The 16,873-nt window shown below is 36.9% G+C and carries 17 protein-coding genes and 1 other RNA gene; 7 read left to right on the top strand and 11 right to left on the bottom strand.

The window, feature by feature from the left end; all coding sequences use genetic code 11:
• Positions 1 to 5: 5 nt before the first annotated feature.
• Positions 6 to 965: a glycosyltransferase family 2 protein gene (locus tag J4771_RS00385; protein WP_394369771.1), complete on the bottom strand. Its 960-nt coding sequence runs from the start codon at positions 963 to 965 to the stop codon at positions 6 to 8.
• Positions 966 to 1,007: 42 nt separating this feature from the next.
• Positions 1,008 to 1,586, bottom strand: coding sequence for a DUF4199 domain-containing protein (locus J4771_RS00380; protein ID WP_224135514.1), 579 nt, complete (start codon positions 1,584 to 1,586; stop codon positions 1,008 to 1,010).
• 62 nt (positions 1,587 to 1,648) lie between these two features.
• Between J4771_RS00380 and ffs the strand changes: the two genes are divergently transcribed.
• An RNA gene (gene ffs, locus J4771_RS00375) (signal recognition particle sRNA small type) lies at positions 1,649 to 1,746 on the top strand.
• Between the two features lie 9 nt (positions 1,747 to 1,755).
• On the opposite strand, the gene J4771_RS00370 is transcribed toward ffs, so the two are convergent.
• From J4771_RS00370 to J4771_RS00330, 9 genes are all read right to left on the bottom strand, one after another.
• Positions 1,756 to 2,568, bottom strand: coding sequence for an HNH endonuclease (locus J4771_RS00370; protein ID WP_224135513.1), 813 nt, complete (start codon positions 2,566 to 2,568; stop codon positions 1,756 to 1,758).
• A 59-nt stretch (positions 2,569 to 2,627) separates the two neighbouring features.
• Positions 2,628 to 3,308 (bottom strand): metal-dependent hydrolase, encoded by a 681-nt coding sequence (locus J4771_RS00365; RefSeq protein WP_224135512.1) that lies wholly within the window; start codon positions 3,306 to 3,308, stop codon positions 2,628 to 2,630.
• A gap of 21 nt (positions 3,309 to 3,329) precedes the next feature.
• On the bottom strand, positions 3,330 to 3,806 hold the full coding sequence (locus tag J4771_RS00360) for a GNAT family N-acetyltransferase (protein ID WP_224135511.1): 477 nt from the start codon (positions 3,804 to 3,806) through the stop codon (positions 3,330 to 3,332).
• 45 nt (positions 3,807 to 3,851) lie between these two features.
• Positions 3,852 to 4,778 (bottom strand): 1,4-dihydroxy-2-naphthoate octaprenyltransferase, encoded by a 927-nt coding sequence (menA, locus tag J4771_RS00355; RefSeq protein ID WP_224135510.1) that lies wholly within the window; start codon positions 4,776 to 4,778, stop codon positions 3,852 to 3,854.
• Between the two features lie 90 nt (positions 4,779 to 4,868).
• Entirely contained in the window at positions 4,869 to 5,705 is an 837-nt protein-coding gene (locus J4771_RS00350; protein WP_224135509.1) for a 1,4-dihydroxy-2-naphthoyl-CoA synthase, read from the bottom strand.
• Positions 5,706 to 5,823: 118 nt separating this feature from the next.
• Positions 5,824 to 6,057, bottom strand: a complete 234-nt coding sequence (locus tag J4771_RS00345) for a putative signal transducing protein (protein WP_224135508.1) — start codon at positions 6,055 to 6,057, stop codon at positions 5,824 to 5,826.
• Positions 6,058 to 6,440: 383 nt separating this feature from the next.
• The gene (ccsA, locus tag J4771_RS00340) at positions 6,441 to 9,725 is read right to left on the bottom strand and encodes a cytochrome c biogenesis protein CcsA (protein ID WP_224135507.1); all 3,285 of its coding nucleotides are present in this window, start codon (positions 9,723 to 9,725) and stop codon (positions 6,441 to 6,443) included.
• A gap of 307 nt (positions 9,726 to 10,032) precedes the next feature.
• Positions 10,033 to 10,479 (bottom strand): PH domain-containing protein, encoded by a 447-nt coding sequence (locus J4771_RS00335; protein ID WP_224135506.1) that lies wholly within the window; start codon positions 10,477 to 10,479, stop codon positions 10,033 to 10,035.
• An 11-nt stretch (positions 10,480 to 10,490) separates the two neighbouring features.
• Positions 10,491 to 11,141, bottom strand: a complete 651-nt coding sequence (locus tag J4771_RS00330) for a protein-L-isoaspartate(D-aspartate) O-methyltransferase (RefSeq protein ID WP_224135505.1) — start codon at positions 11,139 to 11,141, stop codon at positions 10,491 to 10,493.
• 209 nt (positions 11,142 to 11,350) lie between these two features.
• Between J4771_RS00330 and J4771_RS00325 the strand changes: the two genes are divergently transcribed.
• From J4771_RS00325 to J4771_RS00295, 6 genes are all read left to right on the top strand, one after another.
• Positions 11,351 to 12,313 carry a Gfo/Idh/MocA family protein gene (locus tag J4771_RS00325; RefSeq protein ID WP_224135504.1) on the top strand — a complete coding sequence of 321 codons (963 nt, stop codon included), beginning with the start codon at positions 11,351 to 11,353 and terminating at the stop codon, positions 12,311 to 12,313.
• Between the two features lie 66 nt (positions 12,314 to 12,379).
• Positions 12,380 to 13,201 (top strand): M23 family metallopeptidase, encoded by an 822-nt coding sequence (locus J4771_RS00320; protein WP_317196356.1) that lies wholly within the window; start codon positions 12,380 to 12,382, stop codon positions 13,199 to 13,201.
• A 6-nt stretch (positions 13,202 to 13,207) separates the two neighbouring features.
• Complete coding sequence (gene bla, locus J4771_RS00310; RefSeq protein WP_224135503.1) at positions 13,208 to 14,101, top strand: class A beta-lactamase, subclass A2; 894 nt, start codon at positions 13,208 to 13,210, stop codon at positions 14,099 to 14,101.
• A gap of 36 nt (positions 14,102 to 14,137) precedes the next feature.
• Positions 14,138 to 15,028 carry a 3-hydroxybutyryl-CoA dehydrogenase gene (locus J4771_RS00305; RefSeq protein ID WP_224135502.1) on the top strand — a complete coding sequence of 297 codons (891 nt, stop codon included), beginning with the start codon at positions 14,138 to 14,140 and terminating at the stop codon, positions 15,026 to 15,028.
• A gap of 30 nt (positions 15,029 to 15,058) precedes the next feature.
• Positions 15,059 to 16,381 (top strand): hypothetical protein, encoded by a 1,323-nt coding sequence (locus tag J4771_RS00300; RefSeq protein ID WP_224135501.1) that lies wholly within the window; start codon positions 15,059 to 15,061, stop codon positions 16,379 to 16,381.
• 130 nt (positions 16,382 to 16,511) lie between these two features.
• Positions 16,512 to 16,757 (top strand): hypothetical protein, encoded by a 246-nt coding sequence (locus J4771_RS00295; protein WP_224135500.1) that lies wholly within the window; start codon positions 16,512 to 16,514, stop codon positions 16,755 to 16,757.
• Positions 16,758 to 16,873 lie beyond the last annotated feature (116 nt).

Here is a 16,873-nt window from a genome sequence, read left to right as displayed (position 1 = left end):
GACTTTTAAATAATTTCCTCAATATGATAATTCTTACTCTCCCTCGTTGTTCGAATAATCATTTCGCCCAAAAATCCTGCAATGAAAAGCAAAGTTCCCAAAATCATCATCGTCAAAGCGATAAAAAACCACGGATTGTTGGTAATTAAATGTCCATAAATTCCCTTAGAAACATCAATCAGTTTTGAAATCCCCAACCAAAGTGCGGATAGAAATCCGATAATGAACATCAAAGTTCCCACTGCGCCGAAAAAGTGCATCGGTCTTCCTCCGAAACGGCTTACAAACCAGAGCGTAACCAAATCCAGAAATCCGCGGACAAATCTTTCTGTCCCGAATTTTGAGGTTCCATAAGGTCTTGCTTGATGTTGCACCGGTTTTTCCGTAATTCTTCTGAAGCCTGCATTTGCCGCTAAAACGGGAATATATCGGTGCATGTCGCCATAAACATCGATGGATTTTACCACTTGTTTTTTGTACGCTTTTAAACCACAATTAAAGTCATGAAGTTCTACACCCGAAAGTTTTCTCGCCGCCGAATTGAACAATTTTGATGGCAAATTTTTCGTCATGACATTGTCAAAACGTTTCTTTTTCCAGCCTGAAACGATGTCATAATTTTCGTTTTTAACCATGGAATACAATTCGGGAATTTCTTCTGGAAAGTCCTGCAAATCTGCATCCATCGTAATTACGACTTCACCGTTGGCTTTTTCGAAAGCGGCGTGTAAAGCTTGCGATTTTCCGTAATTTCTAGAAAATTTAATTCCGTGAATTTGGGGGTGTTGAATTTTTAGATTCTCAATGATGCTCCATGACAAATCGGTGCTTCCGTCGTCAACAAACCAAATTTCATAAGAAAGGTGATTGGTTTTACAGACTTTATCGATTCTTGAAAAAAGTTCTTCAAGAGATTCTTCTTCGTTGAGAAGCGGAATGATGATGGAGAGGTTTAAATTGTTCAAAATGATTTTTTGGTTTTGTTGTTCAAATTTACAAATTATGATTTACTCTAAAGTTTTACTCCTGAAAAAACTTCCAAAAAATGTCGATAAAATAACGTAAAAAACCATAATCGCACCGAAATAATAAGTGAACTGTCGAAAGCTGAACATGTCTTTATCCTTAATCATTTCAGGGGAAAAGCTTTGAAGTCGGTTTTGATAATTTTTATCCAGTTCTGCTTTTTCTTCATCAGTTTTCGATGTCAGTTTCGCCTTCTGATATTCGTTGTTGAGCTCCGTTTTCTGTCTTTCGATGTATTGAAAATTGAGTAAATCTTTTGCATCTCTGTCTATAAAATTCAAGAAAGCAAAAATACTTAGAACGGATAGAATTCCACCAAGGAACATGGGCTTGAAAGCTCTCCCGAAAGCATCACGAAATCCCATCGGGATTCCCAATTTTTTAACAGAATTTACGGAAATAAAAGCTCCCGCCAAATAAACAGCAGGAAGTATGAACGCATTGACCAGAAGTGAATTATTGAAATAATCGGTGTTCATCCCGAAAAAATACATTACGAAAAAGAGCACCATCGTTACGATAAACAACACGAGACCAACAGCATAAACGTTTTTTTGCATAATTGATGATATTTTCTTGAATCTTAAATTTTGAATTTTAAATTTTTAAACTATCTTTGCAGCGGCAAGTCCTAAACAACCAGCTCCTGAAAATCCTCCAGGGTGGGAACGCAGCAAAGGTAATCGGTTGTAGCGGTGTGATTTAGGTAGCTTGCCATTTTTTGTTTCTTTATTTTTGCATTTCTGCTTTTAGTTCACTCACTGTTTTTACGTGGCTCCAGTTTTCTCCCGTTTTGATGCGGTGAATCTGCATTTCTGAAACCCCAAACTGATGCGCCAATTTCTTCATCGTCACTCCTTTTTTTCCCAATTTTGATTTGATGAAAAGTACGTCGTTTTCCGAGAGTTTGGTACTTCTTACATTCGGTTTTTTATCTTCGAATTGCTTTTTGAACTGGTTCAGAATGACTTTCGGATGTTTCATTTGGCGTTCGGTTAATTCTTCCTGAGTTGCCCATCCTAAATTTTCCACGTTATTATTTAACTTATCGAAATCGTGGTGGATTACAAACTTTCTAGACTCATCTAAAGGTTTTCCTATAAATAATTCCGCAACCGCTTTATGAACCAAAATCGCTACATATTTTGAAACTTTCTTTCTAAACTTTGTATTAAGTTTTGACCTTGTCTTAACGAGTTCAGCTCTTCTGTTCTTTAAATCATCTAGTTTATCGCGCAAGTTTTCGGATTTATTCTCAATAGGTGATTTTAATCCAAAGTTTTTAATTTCGGCATTAAGTTCTGCAATTTCTTTATCGAGTTCTTGAAGTTTTTCGGCATCTTTAGGTTTGAGTTCATCCGTAAATGTAGTTCTGAAAATGGGAAAACCGCCTTGTAACGAACCCTTAATAATACTTCCTTTTGGAGCAAGTCTAGAAAACGTCTTCATTCTACCCAAATTTGAAAACTCAATTCTAAAATCAGTTGGAAATCCCAAATTTAAAGGATACTCCTTCCAAATTTCTTTATTTTTCTTAATCATATTTTCTAAATTTTCAACAAAAATACAAAAAATAACGTGAGGTATTGGCGAAGTATCAATTAAATTTCAAACTCCTCTCCCAATTGCGGTAAAGCGAAATCGATATTCCTTTCTGCAAAAAGTTCTTTCGCTTCTTCGTGATTGATTTTAATTGGCGGAAAAGTGTCGAAATGACAACCGATCACTTTTTTTGTATTCAATAGTTCTGCAGCGGCAAAACTTGCTTTTCTTGCGCACATGGTGTAATGAGAACCAACTGGAAGTATTGCCAAATCGATATTTCCGAACAGTCTTGGAAAAATTTCCATATCTGCCATAATTCCCGTATCGCCCGCAAAATAAATATTTTTCCCTTGAAACCTGAACATGTAACCACAAGGTTCTCCACCATAAGTTCCATCTGGAAAACTTGAAGTGTGACTTGCAGGAACCATGGAAATCTTCAAATCATCAAATTTTGCAGAACCGCCGAAATTAATGTCGATAGAATTTGGATGCTTAAAATAACCGCAAATTTCGGGTTGTCCGATGAGTGTTGCTTCGGGATGTGTTTCTAAAAGTTCCTTCACGTCTGCAATATGGTCACCGTGTGCATGAGTAATCAACACATAATCAATTTTTTGCGAATTAATATCAAAACCTGATTTTTCTTTTTGAAAGTTATAAAAAGGATCAGAAAGTATATTTTTGCCGTTATATGTGAACAAAAAACAGTTTTGTCCCAGGAATTTTATTTTCATAACAATAGTTTTGTTTCAAGTTTAAGGTTTAAAGGTGCTTATTTCTAGTTTCAAATTTTTTATCATCACAGGTAAAAATCTGCCTTCAATTTTTGTAGATTCCAACATCAAAGTGCCAAAACCAAATTTTTCATAAAAAGAAACTGCGTTTGGGTCGGAATTAAGAACTACTCTATCATATTCTGTTTTCTTAATTTTCTTGAAAAAATCTTCCATCAAAATTCTTCCAAAACCTTTTCCGATATAGTCGGGTTTTATGAAGAAGTTGTCTAAACAAACTACTTTTGGTTCTTGCTCAAAAAAACTATAAAAACCGATGATGGTTTCATCTTTTTCGATGTGGTAAGTCTTGCTTTTTTTGATGTAGTGTTCCGTGATGGTCAAATCATTTTCCCAAAGCTTAATCAACTCTTCCGAGTACCCCCAAAAAGCTTTTGCTTTTTTTGCGATTTCCGTTAATTTTTCCGAGTCTGTTTTTTTAGACCGTATGATTTTCATGTCCATCATTTTGCAACATTCAATCTGCTTCAACCTAAAATTTATTTAAAAATAATTCAATCCAAAAGCCAATAAAACTGCCATCATCAAAGTTAAAATTCCTACTTGCTTTAAAAATGGGTCCAGTTCTCTTGGTTCTTTTACAGCCATTATTTTTCGTCTCAAAGCCGTCATTGGGAACAATAAAATCATCACGATAAACGGATAATATTTTCCGTCTTTAATGAAACCATTTACCCCTAAAAAGGTCAAAATTAAAATTAAAGGTAACATTAGTAAAACGATTTCATAAACCATCGCATATTTGAACCCTAATCTTAAAGCCAAAGTTTTCTTTCCGCTTAATTCGTCGCTTTCAATATCGCGCATATTGTTCAGGTTCAAAACCGCCGTACTTAGCATTCCAACCGCTGTTGCGGGAATTAAGATATCCCAATCAAATGTTTTTGTGAACAGAAAATAGCTTCCACAAACGGAAACCAAACCAAAAAACACAAATACGAAAATATCGCCCAAACCTAAATATCCATAAGGTTTTTTTCCGACAGTATAGCCAATTGCAGCCAAAATGCACGCAATTCCCAATCCCACAAAAGTCCAAAATTCTTTTATAAAATCGGGATAAAATGCAAGATATAAAAGTGCAACCGTTGCAATTAAAGAAAGAATGGCAAATAAAATCACGGCGTTCCGCATCTGATTTGCAGAAATTTTTCCGGAAGCAACGGCTCTTTGTTCAGCTTCGTTGCCTCTTAATTTATCGGTTCCCTTAATTCCGTCGCCGTAATCGTTGGCAAAGTTTGACAAAATTTGATAAAGCAAAGTCACCAAAATCGCCATCGCAAAAATCTTCCAATCCCAAGTTCCGCCGTTCTCTAAAATTCGCCATCTTGCGATGAACGAACCCATGATAATTCCACTCATGGAAAGTGGTAATGTGCGCAAACGTGCGGCTTGAATCCAATCCAACATAACTAAAATTTATAGAAAAGAGATTGAGAGACACGAGACACGAGACGAATAATGGTCTCCAACCTCAAATCTTAAAATCTCAAATCTCATTTAAGATATCCATTTATTTTCTCCGAAATCGGGTTTTCTTTTTTCCAGGAAAGCGTTTCTGCCTTCTTTGGCTTCGTCTGTCATATAAGCGAGACGTGTTGCTTCACCTGCAAAAACTTGTTGACCAACCATTCCGTCATCTGTTAAATTCATGGCAAATTTTAACATTCTGATGGACATTGGCGATTTTCCTAAAATTTCCTGTGCCCACTGAAAAGCGGTATCTTCTAAATCAGCATGAGGAATTACAGCATTAACCATTCCCATATCTTCTGCTTCTTTGGCGGAATAATTTCTACCTAAAAAGAAAATTTCACGGGCTTTTTTCTGTCCAACCATTTTTGCTAAGTATGCAGAACCATAACCACCGTCGAAGCTTGTGACATCTGCATCGGTTTGTTTGAAAATAGCGTGTTCTTCACTCGCCAAAGTCAAGTCGCAAACTACGTGAAGTGAATGTCCTCCTCCTACAGCCCAACCATTTACAACGGCAATTACAACTTTTGGCATGAAACGAATCAAACGCTGAACTTCCAAAATATTTAAGCGATGTCTTCCGTCATCACCAACATAACCTTGATGTCCACGAGCTTTTTGATCGCCGCCACTGCAAAAAGCGTGACCACCATCTTTCGGACTTGGTCCTTCTCCTGTCAAAAGAACGACTCCAACTGAAGGATCTTCTGAAACATGATAAAAAGCGTCGTATAATTCGGAAGTCGTTTTGGGGCGGAATGCGTTGCGAACTTCTGGTCTGTTAAAAGCGATTCTCGCAACGGCGCCGCATTTTTTGTAGGTGATGTCTTCGTATTCTTTTACGGTTTTCCAGTCGATCATTTTTGTAAAAAATTTTGTGTAAAGATAAAGAAAATAAGAGCCAAGACAAAAGTAAAAAAAGCCAAGTTGACTCTTTTAAAACAAAAATTCCACTTAATGGATATGCTAAAATCTCAAATCATAGTATCTCGTTGTCGTCTAAAGAATCGTCTTCTTCGAGAATATTTTGGGCGTTTTCAAAATCTCTTTCGCTCACCATTAAGTAGTAGTTTTGAGCAATCGGAAAAACTGCGACATTATTGACGTATTCGTTTTTGATGTAACTTGGGATTTCTCTTGAAGCGAGCTTTGATTTTGCGAGTTCGATTTCGTAGAGATATGATGATTGAATAAGGGAAACTAATTCTGACATTTTGTTCTTTTTATAAAGGTAGCGAAATTTTTTGGATCATTTGAAGAACGTTTATATAGGTGAAGATAATTGCAATAGATTACTAAATTCCCTCAAACAAATAATAAATTTAGGCTAAAGCCAAGTGGACTTGATTTTTAAAAGCGGGCTAAAGCCCGCCCCTATTGATACAGCTAATTTTTCCCAATATTGGTCACCTCAAAAGACAAACATCAACAAGTTTTTAGCCCCGGTTGCAGCATTTGTTTGAGCTCTTTTTCTGCGGCGGCTTCGCCGCCGCAGAAAAAAGCGAGTGCGGAAAACGGGACTGATTTCTAAAAGAAGACAAAAACTTCTTGCTCCAAAAAGAAACTTCCCGAAAAATTATTTCCGGGAAGTTTTTGTTATGCTTTAATCTTCAAAGATTTCTGTAATTCTCTAAACCTCAAATAAGAGACAACGGATAAAGTCACCATAAACACCAAACCGAGATAAACCCACAGCGGAACAGGAATCGGGTCACCTGCTGCGTAAGAATGCAGTCCGCTCAAATAATAATTTACCCCGAAATAGGTCATCACCACGCTCGAAATCGCAAATAATGCGGCAACGTGAAACGCCCATCTTCCGCGCAAACCGGGAACCAGTCGCATGTGGAGAACGAATGCATAAACCATCACGGAAATGAATGCCCAAGTTTCTTTCGGATCCCAACTCCAATATCTTCCCCAAGATTCGTTTGCCCAAATTCCGCCAAGAAATGTTCCGACAGTAAGTGCATAGAGTCCTATGGTTAAAGACATTTCTGAGACAATTGTCAGTTCTTTGACGGTATGGTCGTGATGAATTTTATAAACTTTTTTGTTGGCAAAAATATAGAAAAACAAAACAATCACCGCAATCACCATCGACAAGCCGAAGAATCCGTAACTCGCAGTAATAATCGCCACGTGAATGATGAGCCAATAAGATTTTAAAACAGGAACAAGAGGAGTAATTTGCGGATCAAGCGCAGAACCACCGTGTGCAAATCCCATCATAATCACTGCAACCATAAATCCTGCTGCAGGAATTAGTGCGTTTGAATTTCTGTACAGAACCAAACCTGCGGTAATTCCCACCCATGAAATGAAGATGATTGCTTCGTAACCGTTACTCCAAGGAGCGTGACCGGAAATATACCATCTTGCAACCAATCCTAAAAATTGTGCAAAATATCCGACCAAACCAATCATAATTAAAATTTTGATGGTTTTGTTGATGATTTTATTGGGTTTGAAAAGTTCGATAAATCCTAACAACAATAATAGTCCGCCAATTATTGTGTAGAAAATCAACAGATGAAAGTTGATATTTACTTTGTTCATGAACACTTCCAAATCAACTTTTGATTTTGGCGGAACAACATTTTTCCCCCAAGTTTGTTGATATTGCTCCAATTTCACCAGTTCAGCGTCTGCTTTGCTCCAATCGCCTGATTTTTGAGCTGCCAAAACTTCAGAAAAATAAGGACCCATTACCTTTTGAGATTCCATATCCGGTTCAAATTTTTGGTCTAGCCAAGAATGCCATGTTGAATTCGGATCGTTTTGGACGGGAACAATTCGCATAAACTGTCCGCTGAAAAATTCGTTGAAAGCCTGAACACGATCATTTACGGCGATAACTTCTTTGTCGTAATTGGTCTGTTCTGCCGGTTTTTTCCGGAAAGCTTCCTGATAATCGTCTTCTAAAACATAATGTAGATTTCCTTGTGCATCTGCAGGAAAAAGCGACATTAAAGTCGTATAACCGTCTTCGTTGGCTTTTGTTTTTTTAGCCAATTCATCTCCACCTTTTGTTCCAACTTTGATAATCGGCACCATAGTCCAGCTTGCAGTATCGGTATTGATGGAAAGAAACCACTGATTTGCAGTTAAGCTTTTTCCGTCGGTTCCTTTGAAGCTGTCTTTTTTGTAAAGTTTTCTTAAAACATCCAAAGCTTGCGTGTTCATCGGAACAATTCGCCCTTCATAGTTTTGCACCAACAAATAGGCAAATTTATCGGCGTGTTCTTTTGAGATTTTGTTTCTCGCAATGATTTCATCTGGCGAAATCGGTTTCGGAGAACGTAACGCCAGAGAGTTTTGTTCTTTCACGGGTTTCGTTTCCAATAGTAAAGCTGCGTCTGCATTTCCGTGGTCATGTCCGTCATTTGAAGAATGTTTTTGCTGTTTTCCTGAACCGTCGTCAGTTCCGTGCGTTTCAATTTTTTGTGCGTTGAAACTTAAACTTAAAAGAATCAACAAAACGGAAAGCGTTCTTTTTTTGTTCACATTTTTCAGCATTTTATTGAGTTTCCAAAAATGAGTTCCTTTCCAAAAGAAAACGATGAACATCGCTGTAAACAGGAAGAAATATCCAATATAGGTAATCAAAGTTCCCCAAAAATCGTGGTTTACAGAAAGTACCGTTCCTTGTCTGTCGGGATCAAAACTTGCCTGAAAAAATCGGTAACCGCCGTGATTTAAAACGTGGTTCATGTAAATTTTATAAGGCGTTTGTTTGCCTCTATCGATTATTTGAACGTGGCTTTCATACGCACTTGGTGACGAACTTCCCGGATAAGTCTCCATCACGAAATCATCTAATTTTAAAGAGAAAGGCGTGTTATAAACTTTCGGGCCGAAACCTAGAATAATGTTCATCCCATCCATAGAAATTTGTTTGAAAGCATTTGGATTTCCCTTTTCTACAGAAAGATTTACGAGTTGTTTCGTTTTTGGTCCCTGAACTTCAACCGTCAATTGGTCGGGAACATCCTTATCTTTTTTGCGGTCGCCTTCGTAAGCAATGAGTTTTCCTTTTTTCAAACCTTCTGGAACAACAAGACGCAAATCATTAATTGTATATAAGCTTCTCAAAGCCAATGGTTGGAATTCGTCTTTTTTTGTTGCACCTGTCGCTTGAGTTGCCATCGTCATGAATTCTGCATCAACAGGAGTTTTAATCATTAAATTTCCGTTGTCATCTTTAAATTCTACAGCGCCTTCAATGGGACGATTGTAAGTCACCAAAGTTCCGTTAACCGATTTGGATTCGCCGGATTTGATATAGATATTTTCTCTTCCTTTTTGTCCCGCAGAAACGACATGCAAGAATTCTTCACCCGATTGATCGGCTACCAAACTGTCTTTTTTTCTTTGGATAAAATCGGTTGCCTTTACAGAAATTTGTTTTCCGTGATAATCATAATTCGCCTTGAAATTTTTGTGAAGTGGCGACATCAAATACGGAACATCTTGATAATTAAGAACATCGCCTTTTTCTTCAATTTGAATTTTAAAGAAATTTTTATCCGTAATCACCGAGTTAGAAGTCTCTCCTTCACGAATGTGCATAATTCCTTCGTAGCTGATGTATCGTGTAATTGCACCACCAATAAAAATCAAAATAAACGAGAGGTGAAAAACCAAAACCGGCCATTTTTCTCTTCTCCACAGTCTGTATCTTGAAATATTTCCGATGAAATTCAGAATTAAAAGAAGCATTACGAACTCAAACCATTTCGCCTCATAAATTAAAGCTTTAGCGGTTGGTGTTCCGTAATCGTTTTCAAGAAAAGTGGCGTAACCCATTGCTGCTGCATAAACCAGGAGCAAAACCGCCATCGTTCGTGTAGAAATAAGAATATTCTGTAATTTTTTCATGAGATAATTTAATTTCGGACAAACTTGTCGGAATTATATTTTTGAATGATGTGCAAAAATACAATCTATAAATTGAAAAGACGAATTTGGTAGGTATTTTTTGTCAGGTGGGGTAATTCCCTCCTTTGGAGGGGTGGAATCTAAAATTCATAGAATTTTAGAAGACGGGAAGGTTATTCCCCTTCTTTGGATGGTGTCATTAACTTGTTAATGACGGGGTGGTAAAATATTTTCAATTCCAAAATTTTCTATGATAAAGATTTCTAAATCTTTCTTAACAAATTCCATATTATTTTTAATATCGGAATCAGTGGTTCGAAACTCTTTCTATCACAATTCCCGGATTAATCTCCAAAATTTTCTTCAAGAAAAGTTCCTCATTTTCGGGTGTGATGTACAAATCATTTTTAAATTTCGAAAAAATAATCAAACCTTTTGTACGCGTTCCATATTTGTGAATTCCGCTCCACAAGGTTTCTCCTTTTCGGATTTTGGTAATATTTCTGATTTCAGTTTTGTAAAGGTTTATGAAACAGTTGACTGTAAGAAAATGTCCATCAATACTGATTTTCAATCTATAAAAAATCAAAACACTTAACAATAAAATGGCAACACAAATTAAAAAAGGAGCAATAAATTCATTAAAATTATTTGTTTGAAAATAGCCAAATATTCCAATTCCAAACAAAAACAAATAAACGCTACCGAAAATCAGTTTGAAAGTAAGGTCGCTATTTTGAGATTTGAAAATCATGTAACCCAATTTTAATGATTCGTATCACCCAACATCGGCACAAATTTATACGCCCCGAATTCCTCTTTCTCAAATTCCTTGTCAGACTTTTTGGTGAAGCGATAGAGAATTTGTTCGTGAGTTGGTCCCATCGGAATGACCAATTTTCCACCAACTTTGAGTTGATGAAGCAATTCGGTCGGTAGAATTTCTGCGCCACAGGTCACCAAAATTTTGTCGAAAGGAGCAAAAGTCGGCAAACCCGCAAAACCATCCCCAAAACTTTGAAATTTTGGACGAAGATGAAGCTCCCGAAGCTTTTTATGGGCAAAATCGTGCAAGTCTTTTTGTCGTTCAACGGTATAGACCAAAGCATTCATAGCGACTAAAACTGCAGTTTGATAACCACTTCCGGTTCCGATTTCTAAGACTTTTTCTTTTTCTTTTAATCCTAAAAGTTCGGTTTGTTCCGCAACCGTTGAAGGGTGGGAAATCGTCTGCTTCGCCAAAATTGGAAAAGCGCGGTCTTCATAAGCGAAATCTTCAAAAATACTTTCCAGGAAAAGATGACGTGGAACCTCGTTCATTGCCTTTAGAACATTTTCATCAGAAATCCCGATTTTTTCACGGAGATATTCAACGAGGATTTTCCTTTTTCCTTTGTGTAAAAACGAGTCATTCATTGGAGGTTCGGGTTGCGAGATGCGAGTTTCGGGTTTTGAGATTGTATAAAAAACAAAACTACCATATAAAAGTGAAAATCGCAAAACTTAAATCAGTTGACCTCAAATTTCAAATCTGTTAAAATGAATCTCATATCTCGTATTACGACCTCGAAACTCGTATCCCGAATCTCGTACCAAATTATTATCTTTGAAAAAATTAAATTTCTATGCTCAAAGCAGGTTTAGTCGGTGCAGGACATTTGGGAAAAATCCATTTGAGATTGCTGAATCAGTCGGAAAAATATGAATTGGTAGGTTTTCACGATGCGGATGTTGAAAACGGAAAAAAACTTGAAGCCGAATTCGGTTACAAATATTATGCGAATTTTGATGATTTGTTGAACGAAATCGACATGCTCGATATTGTAACACCCACCGTTTATCATTACGATTATGCGATGAAGGCAATTGAAAATAGAAAACATTTCTTCATCGAAAAACCGGTTACCCAAACCTTGAAACAGGCAGAAGAAATCCTCTACAAATGCCGTGAACACGGGATCAAGGCGCAAGTTGGACACGTTGAAAGATACAATCCCGCCTTTATTGGCTCTAAAGATTTCATCAAAGACCCGATGTTTATAGAGATTCACCGTTTGGCGGAATTCAATCCGCGCGGAACGGATGTTTCCGTGGTTTTGGATTTGATGATCCACGATTTGGATATTTTGCTTTCCATCGTGAAATCAACAGTGAAAAACATTCACGCAAGCGGAGTTTCTGTGGTTTCGAAATCGCCCGATATTTGTAACGCAAGAATTGAGTTTGAAAACGGTTGTGTAGCGAATTTGACAACCTCAAGAATTTCGATGAAAGCCATGAGAAAGTCTCGATTTTTTCAGAAAGACGCCTATATTTCTGTCGATTTTTTAGAGAAAAAAGCGGAAGTTATCCGAATGAAACCAGCTCCGGAAAATCCAACTGATTTTGATATGATTATCGAAAATGCGGAAGGTGAAAAAAATCAGATTATTTTTGAATATCCCAACATTCAGCCAAATAACGCCATTTTAGATGAACTAGAAAGTTTTGCCGATGCCATTACCGAAAATAAAAATGTGGAAGTTTCCCTGGAAGACGGAACCGAAGCTTTAAAAGTGGCGCTTGAAATCGTGAAGTTGATTTCTTGAGCTGCATGATGGGTTTTTCAAGACGGATGTACATTTTTGCAAGTTGACAATTTCAGATTTAATTTAATGATTCGACCTATTTTTATAGTTTTTTTTCTTTTTTTTTCAAGTTTTGCTTTCTCCCAAAACAAATGGAACATCCGTTTTTACAATGAAACGGTAAATCGCAATATCATTATTTTCGCAGACAATGACGAGGAAATGCCGATGTCGGCTAAGTTTGACTTTAAGCTGTCGAACATGACTTCTTCGCTTCCGAGTAACCAAATTGTAGTGATTCCGGCGAAAGCGAAGAAATTTGAAATCGCAAAAATTACGGTGATCAAGCAAAATGCTGCAAATTCCTTTTCGTACACCAATACTTTCAATTTCGGAAATGCTTTGCAGAAAGATTATGACAAAGATTACATCTATGACCTGCCTTTTGAGAAAGGAAAAACGCAGTTGATTTACCAAGGCTACAACGGAAAATTCTCGCACCAAAATGCAAACGCGCTCGACTTTAACTTAAAAACCGGCGAAAAAATTTTTGCAGCAAGAGAAGGAAAAGTTGTTGCGGTGGTCGAAAACAATACGCAAAGCTGCGCCAATATTTCCTGCGCAAAATTCAACAACAAAATAGTGGTAATGCATCCCGACGGAACTTTTGCCGATTATGTTCACTTAAAATTGAACGGTGCGGAAGTAAAAATAGGCGATGAGGTAAAGAAAGGACAGTTTATAGGCTATAGCGGAAATACAGGATTTTCAAATGGTCCACATTTACATTTCGCCGTTTTTTTGAACAGAATTGATGGAAAAAGAGATTATCTGCCAACAAAATTTAAGACTTCTGAAAGTGATTCACTACTTTTGGAAGAAGGTAAAAGTTACACTAAAAATTACTAAACAAAAATGATTAAAAAAGTTTTCACTTTTCTACTCTTCACATTATCTTTATTGAGTTTTGCACAAAAATCTGCTCTAAAAAAAGAGTTAAAAAAAATCATTGATGGTAAAAACGCAACAGTGGCGGTTTCTGTACTTTCGTTGGATGATGCACACTTAAATTTGAACATCAATGGTGATAAAAAATTGCCGATGCAAAGTGTTTTTAAATTCCACATTGCATTGGCTGTACTGGATCGAGTGGATAAAGGCGAATTTAAATTGGACGGCAGAATTTTAATAGCAAGACCGTGGCTTTTGGAAAATACATGGAGCCCAATGCGCGAACAACTTCCGCCGAAAGGTAACGTAAAAACATTACTTTCCAGAATTATAAAATTTACTGTGGCAGACAGCGACAATAACGGTGCAGATATTTTAATAAGACTTATAGGTGGTACTCCGGAAGTTCAAAAATTTATGAACAGTAAAGATGTTAAAGATTTATCGATTAAATTTAATGAAGAAGAAATGCACAAAGTGAATGATTTTCAATATCAAAACTACACCACCACCAATTCAATGAACAACCTCCTTAAAAAATTCTATGACCAAAAAATCGTGTCGAAAACATCCACCGAATTTTTGATGAAAACGATGGAAGCAGCTTCTACAGGAAAAAACCGTTTAATTGCTCAACTTCCAGAAAACACCGTTGTTGCCCACAAAACAGGGACTTCCGCCACACAAAACGGAGTAACCGCAGCAACAAATGATGCAGGAATTGTAACTTTACCAAACGGGAAACATTACGCCATCTCGGTTTTTGTTTCCGACTCTAAAGAAGATGAAGCGACGAACGAAAAAATCATAGCCGATATTTCTAAAAAAGTTTGGGACTATTTTATCAAAAGAAAATAAATTACAAATAAAAATTAAGCTTGAAAAACAATTGACATGAAAAACATCGTCGTAATCGGAGCCGGAACCATGGGCAATGGAATTGCACACACCTTTGCACAAACAGGATTTAAAGTAAATTTAGTAGATGTTTCGGAGGAAGCTTTAGCAAAAGGCGTGAAAACCATCACCGCAAACCTCGACCGAATTATTGCCAAAGGAAGCCTCACTGAAGAACAGAAGACAGAAACTTTGAACAATATTTCCACCTTCACAAAGTTGGAAGATGCAGCAGGAAGCGCAGATTTGATCGTGGAAGCGGCTACCGAGAACATTGACTTGAAATTGAAAATTTTCAAACAGATGGACGACCTGGCTCCTGAAAACTGCATTTTGGCAACGAATACCTCATCAATTTCGATAACGAAAATCGCTTCTGTAACCAAACGTCCCGAAAAAGTAATCGGAATGCACTTTATGAATCCGGTTCCCATCATGAAACTGGTGGAAATTATCAAAGGTTATTCTACTTCCAAAGAAACCTTCGATGCGGTTTACGAAATGAGCAAAACTTTGGGAAAAGTTCCTGTTGAAGTGAACGATTATCCGGGATTTGTGGCGAACAGAATTCTAATGCCGATGATTAATGAAGCCATTGAAACTTTATACAACGGCGTTGCAGGAGTTGAGGAAATTGACACCGTGATGAAACTGGGAATGGCTCATCCTATGGGACCGCTTCAGTTGGCAGATTTCATTGGATTGGATGTTTGTTTGGCCATTCTAAATGTGATGTACGACGGCTTTAAAAATCCGAAATATGCACCGAATCCATTGTTGGTAAACATGGTAACTGCAGGAAAAATGGGCGTGAAATCAGGCGAAGGTTTTTATGATTACTCCGAAAGCAAAAAAGCAGAAAAAGTTTCGAAAATGTTTCTGAAGTAATATTTTTCCCAAAAAATTTCAACAAAATCCATGAGAAGAAGACTGCTTGAAAACCGCATTCAAATCACTTTAATTTTCATCACTTTGGTTATGATTATTTTGCGTTTTCTGCTCAACGAAAAAGGGAGAACAAACCCTGATTCAATTCGTTTTATGCGAACTTCGAACGCTTTGCCTGTGGTTGATAATACAACTACTCCACTTGGTTACCCTTTAATTCTAAAATTTTTTGCACTGATTGGAGTTGGTGAGTTTTGGGGCAGCAAAATCGTTGGAATATTGGCTTACTTTTTTATCGTTTGGTTCGCCTGGAAAAAGAAATTTTATCTGAAAGAAACCATTTTAATTGGCGGACTGTTCAGCTTTGTCTCGATCTATTCTTATACAATGAGCGAGGCGTTGATTCTGCCGTTCGTTTTTGTTTTCCTGTATGTAGGGAGACAAATCATGATTGAAGAAATTAAAGGTTTTAAAGCTTTCCTTTATTTAAGCCTGATACTGATCGCGTTGTACAACATTCGGTATTCTGCGTTGTTTTTTATTGGTGGAGTTTTGCTTTACGGAATTTTAAATTTCAAAAAACCTTTTGGGAAAACCTTTATTTATGCAGGTTGCACAGGATTGCTTTTTGTTGTTTTGTACAAATTTTTATTTATTGATTACTACAATGAACGGTATGTTGATCAGTTTTTAGAAATCGGTCTTCATCCTACTTCTAAACTTTTGGTGGAGCTTTTTCAGGGACTTTGCACCACCTTCAATCCATTTGTGCATATTGCAAAGCCAGATGGTGGCTTCATCAATTATGCAATTTTCGGGCTCGGATTTCTGAATATTTTGTTGATGGCATTTTTATTCATCAAAAACAAACTTTCAGAAACAGGTAAGTTTCTTGTTTTCAGTGGAGTTATTGGAATTATCTGCTCTTACTTTATACAGTATTTTTATTCTGTTAATGCAATTGATTATCGTCTTTTGGCGCCGTTCTCGTTTCCCATTTGGTTGGTTTATTTCAAGAAACTTTATCAGGTTTTCGGGAAATTAACCTACGGAATTACCGCTTTGTCTTTAATGACGGGGTTTGCTTTCACATGGCTTTCTAAAGGAAATTATCTGGAGAACAGAAGGCAGATTCAGCAATTTTTAAAACTCGAAAACCTCGAAAACAAGCCGCTAAAATTTTATATGGAAAGCGAAGAACAACTGGACCGTATACAAATCGCCGAACTGATAAGCACGGTAAATCCAGATATGACGGTAACTTTCAAACCAAAAGACACGCTGCAGAAAAATGTTTTAACCGAGTATAAAGTTTTACAAAAAATTAAAATCGACAAGAATAAATTCCAATAAAATTTTTATCTTTGAAGAAGTTATAATACATTAGAAAAATGAAACATCACGCGATGATATTTCCTTTAAGAATATTATTGAATAGCTGATGTTGAATCCGAACCCTAAAAAATTATTAAATAGATAACAGATGAAATTACCAAAGTTTTTACTAGCCGACAATTCAGATTTTCCTGAAGATTTATTTGTTGTTCATACCGAATATCCAAGATTTATCCTGAATGTAGAGGAGGAAGAAGTTGAGTGGTTGGATGATTTGGAAGGCGATGACGAAGAAACCATGGCCGACGAAGCAACCAAAGTTGTAGAAGCCGCCTTCAAATGGTGCGACGACGAACTCGCAAAATACGACGACGAAGACGACGACGAGCAATAGATAAGAAACAACATACCGCCCCAAAATAATATTTTGGGGCGGTTTTCTTTTAAGGTTATCCTCACAGAAAACTTTCGAACTTGTCTGGGAAACCAACAGTTTGCGGTTAAAAAACT

The sequence above is a fragment of the Candidatus Kaistella beijingensis genome (genome assembly GCF_020084865.1).
Lineage (GTDB): Bacteria > Bacteroidota > Bacteroidia > Flavobacteriales > Weeksellaceae > Kaistella > Kaistella beijingensis.
The sequence above is the reverse complement of the archived record's forward strand: the minus strand, read 5'-3'. Positions and strand labels throughout refer to the sequence as shown.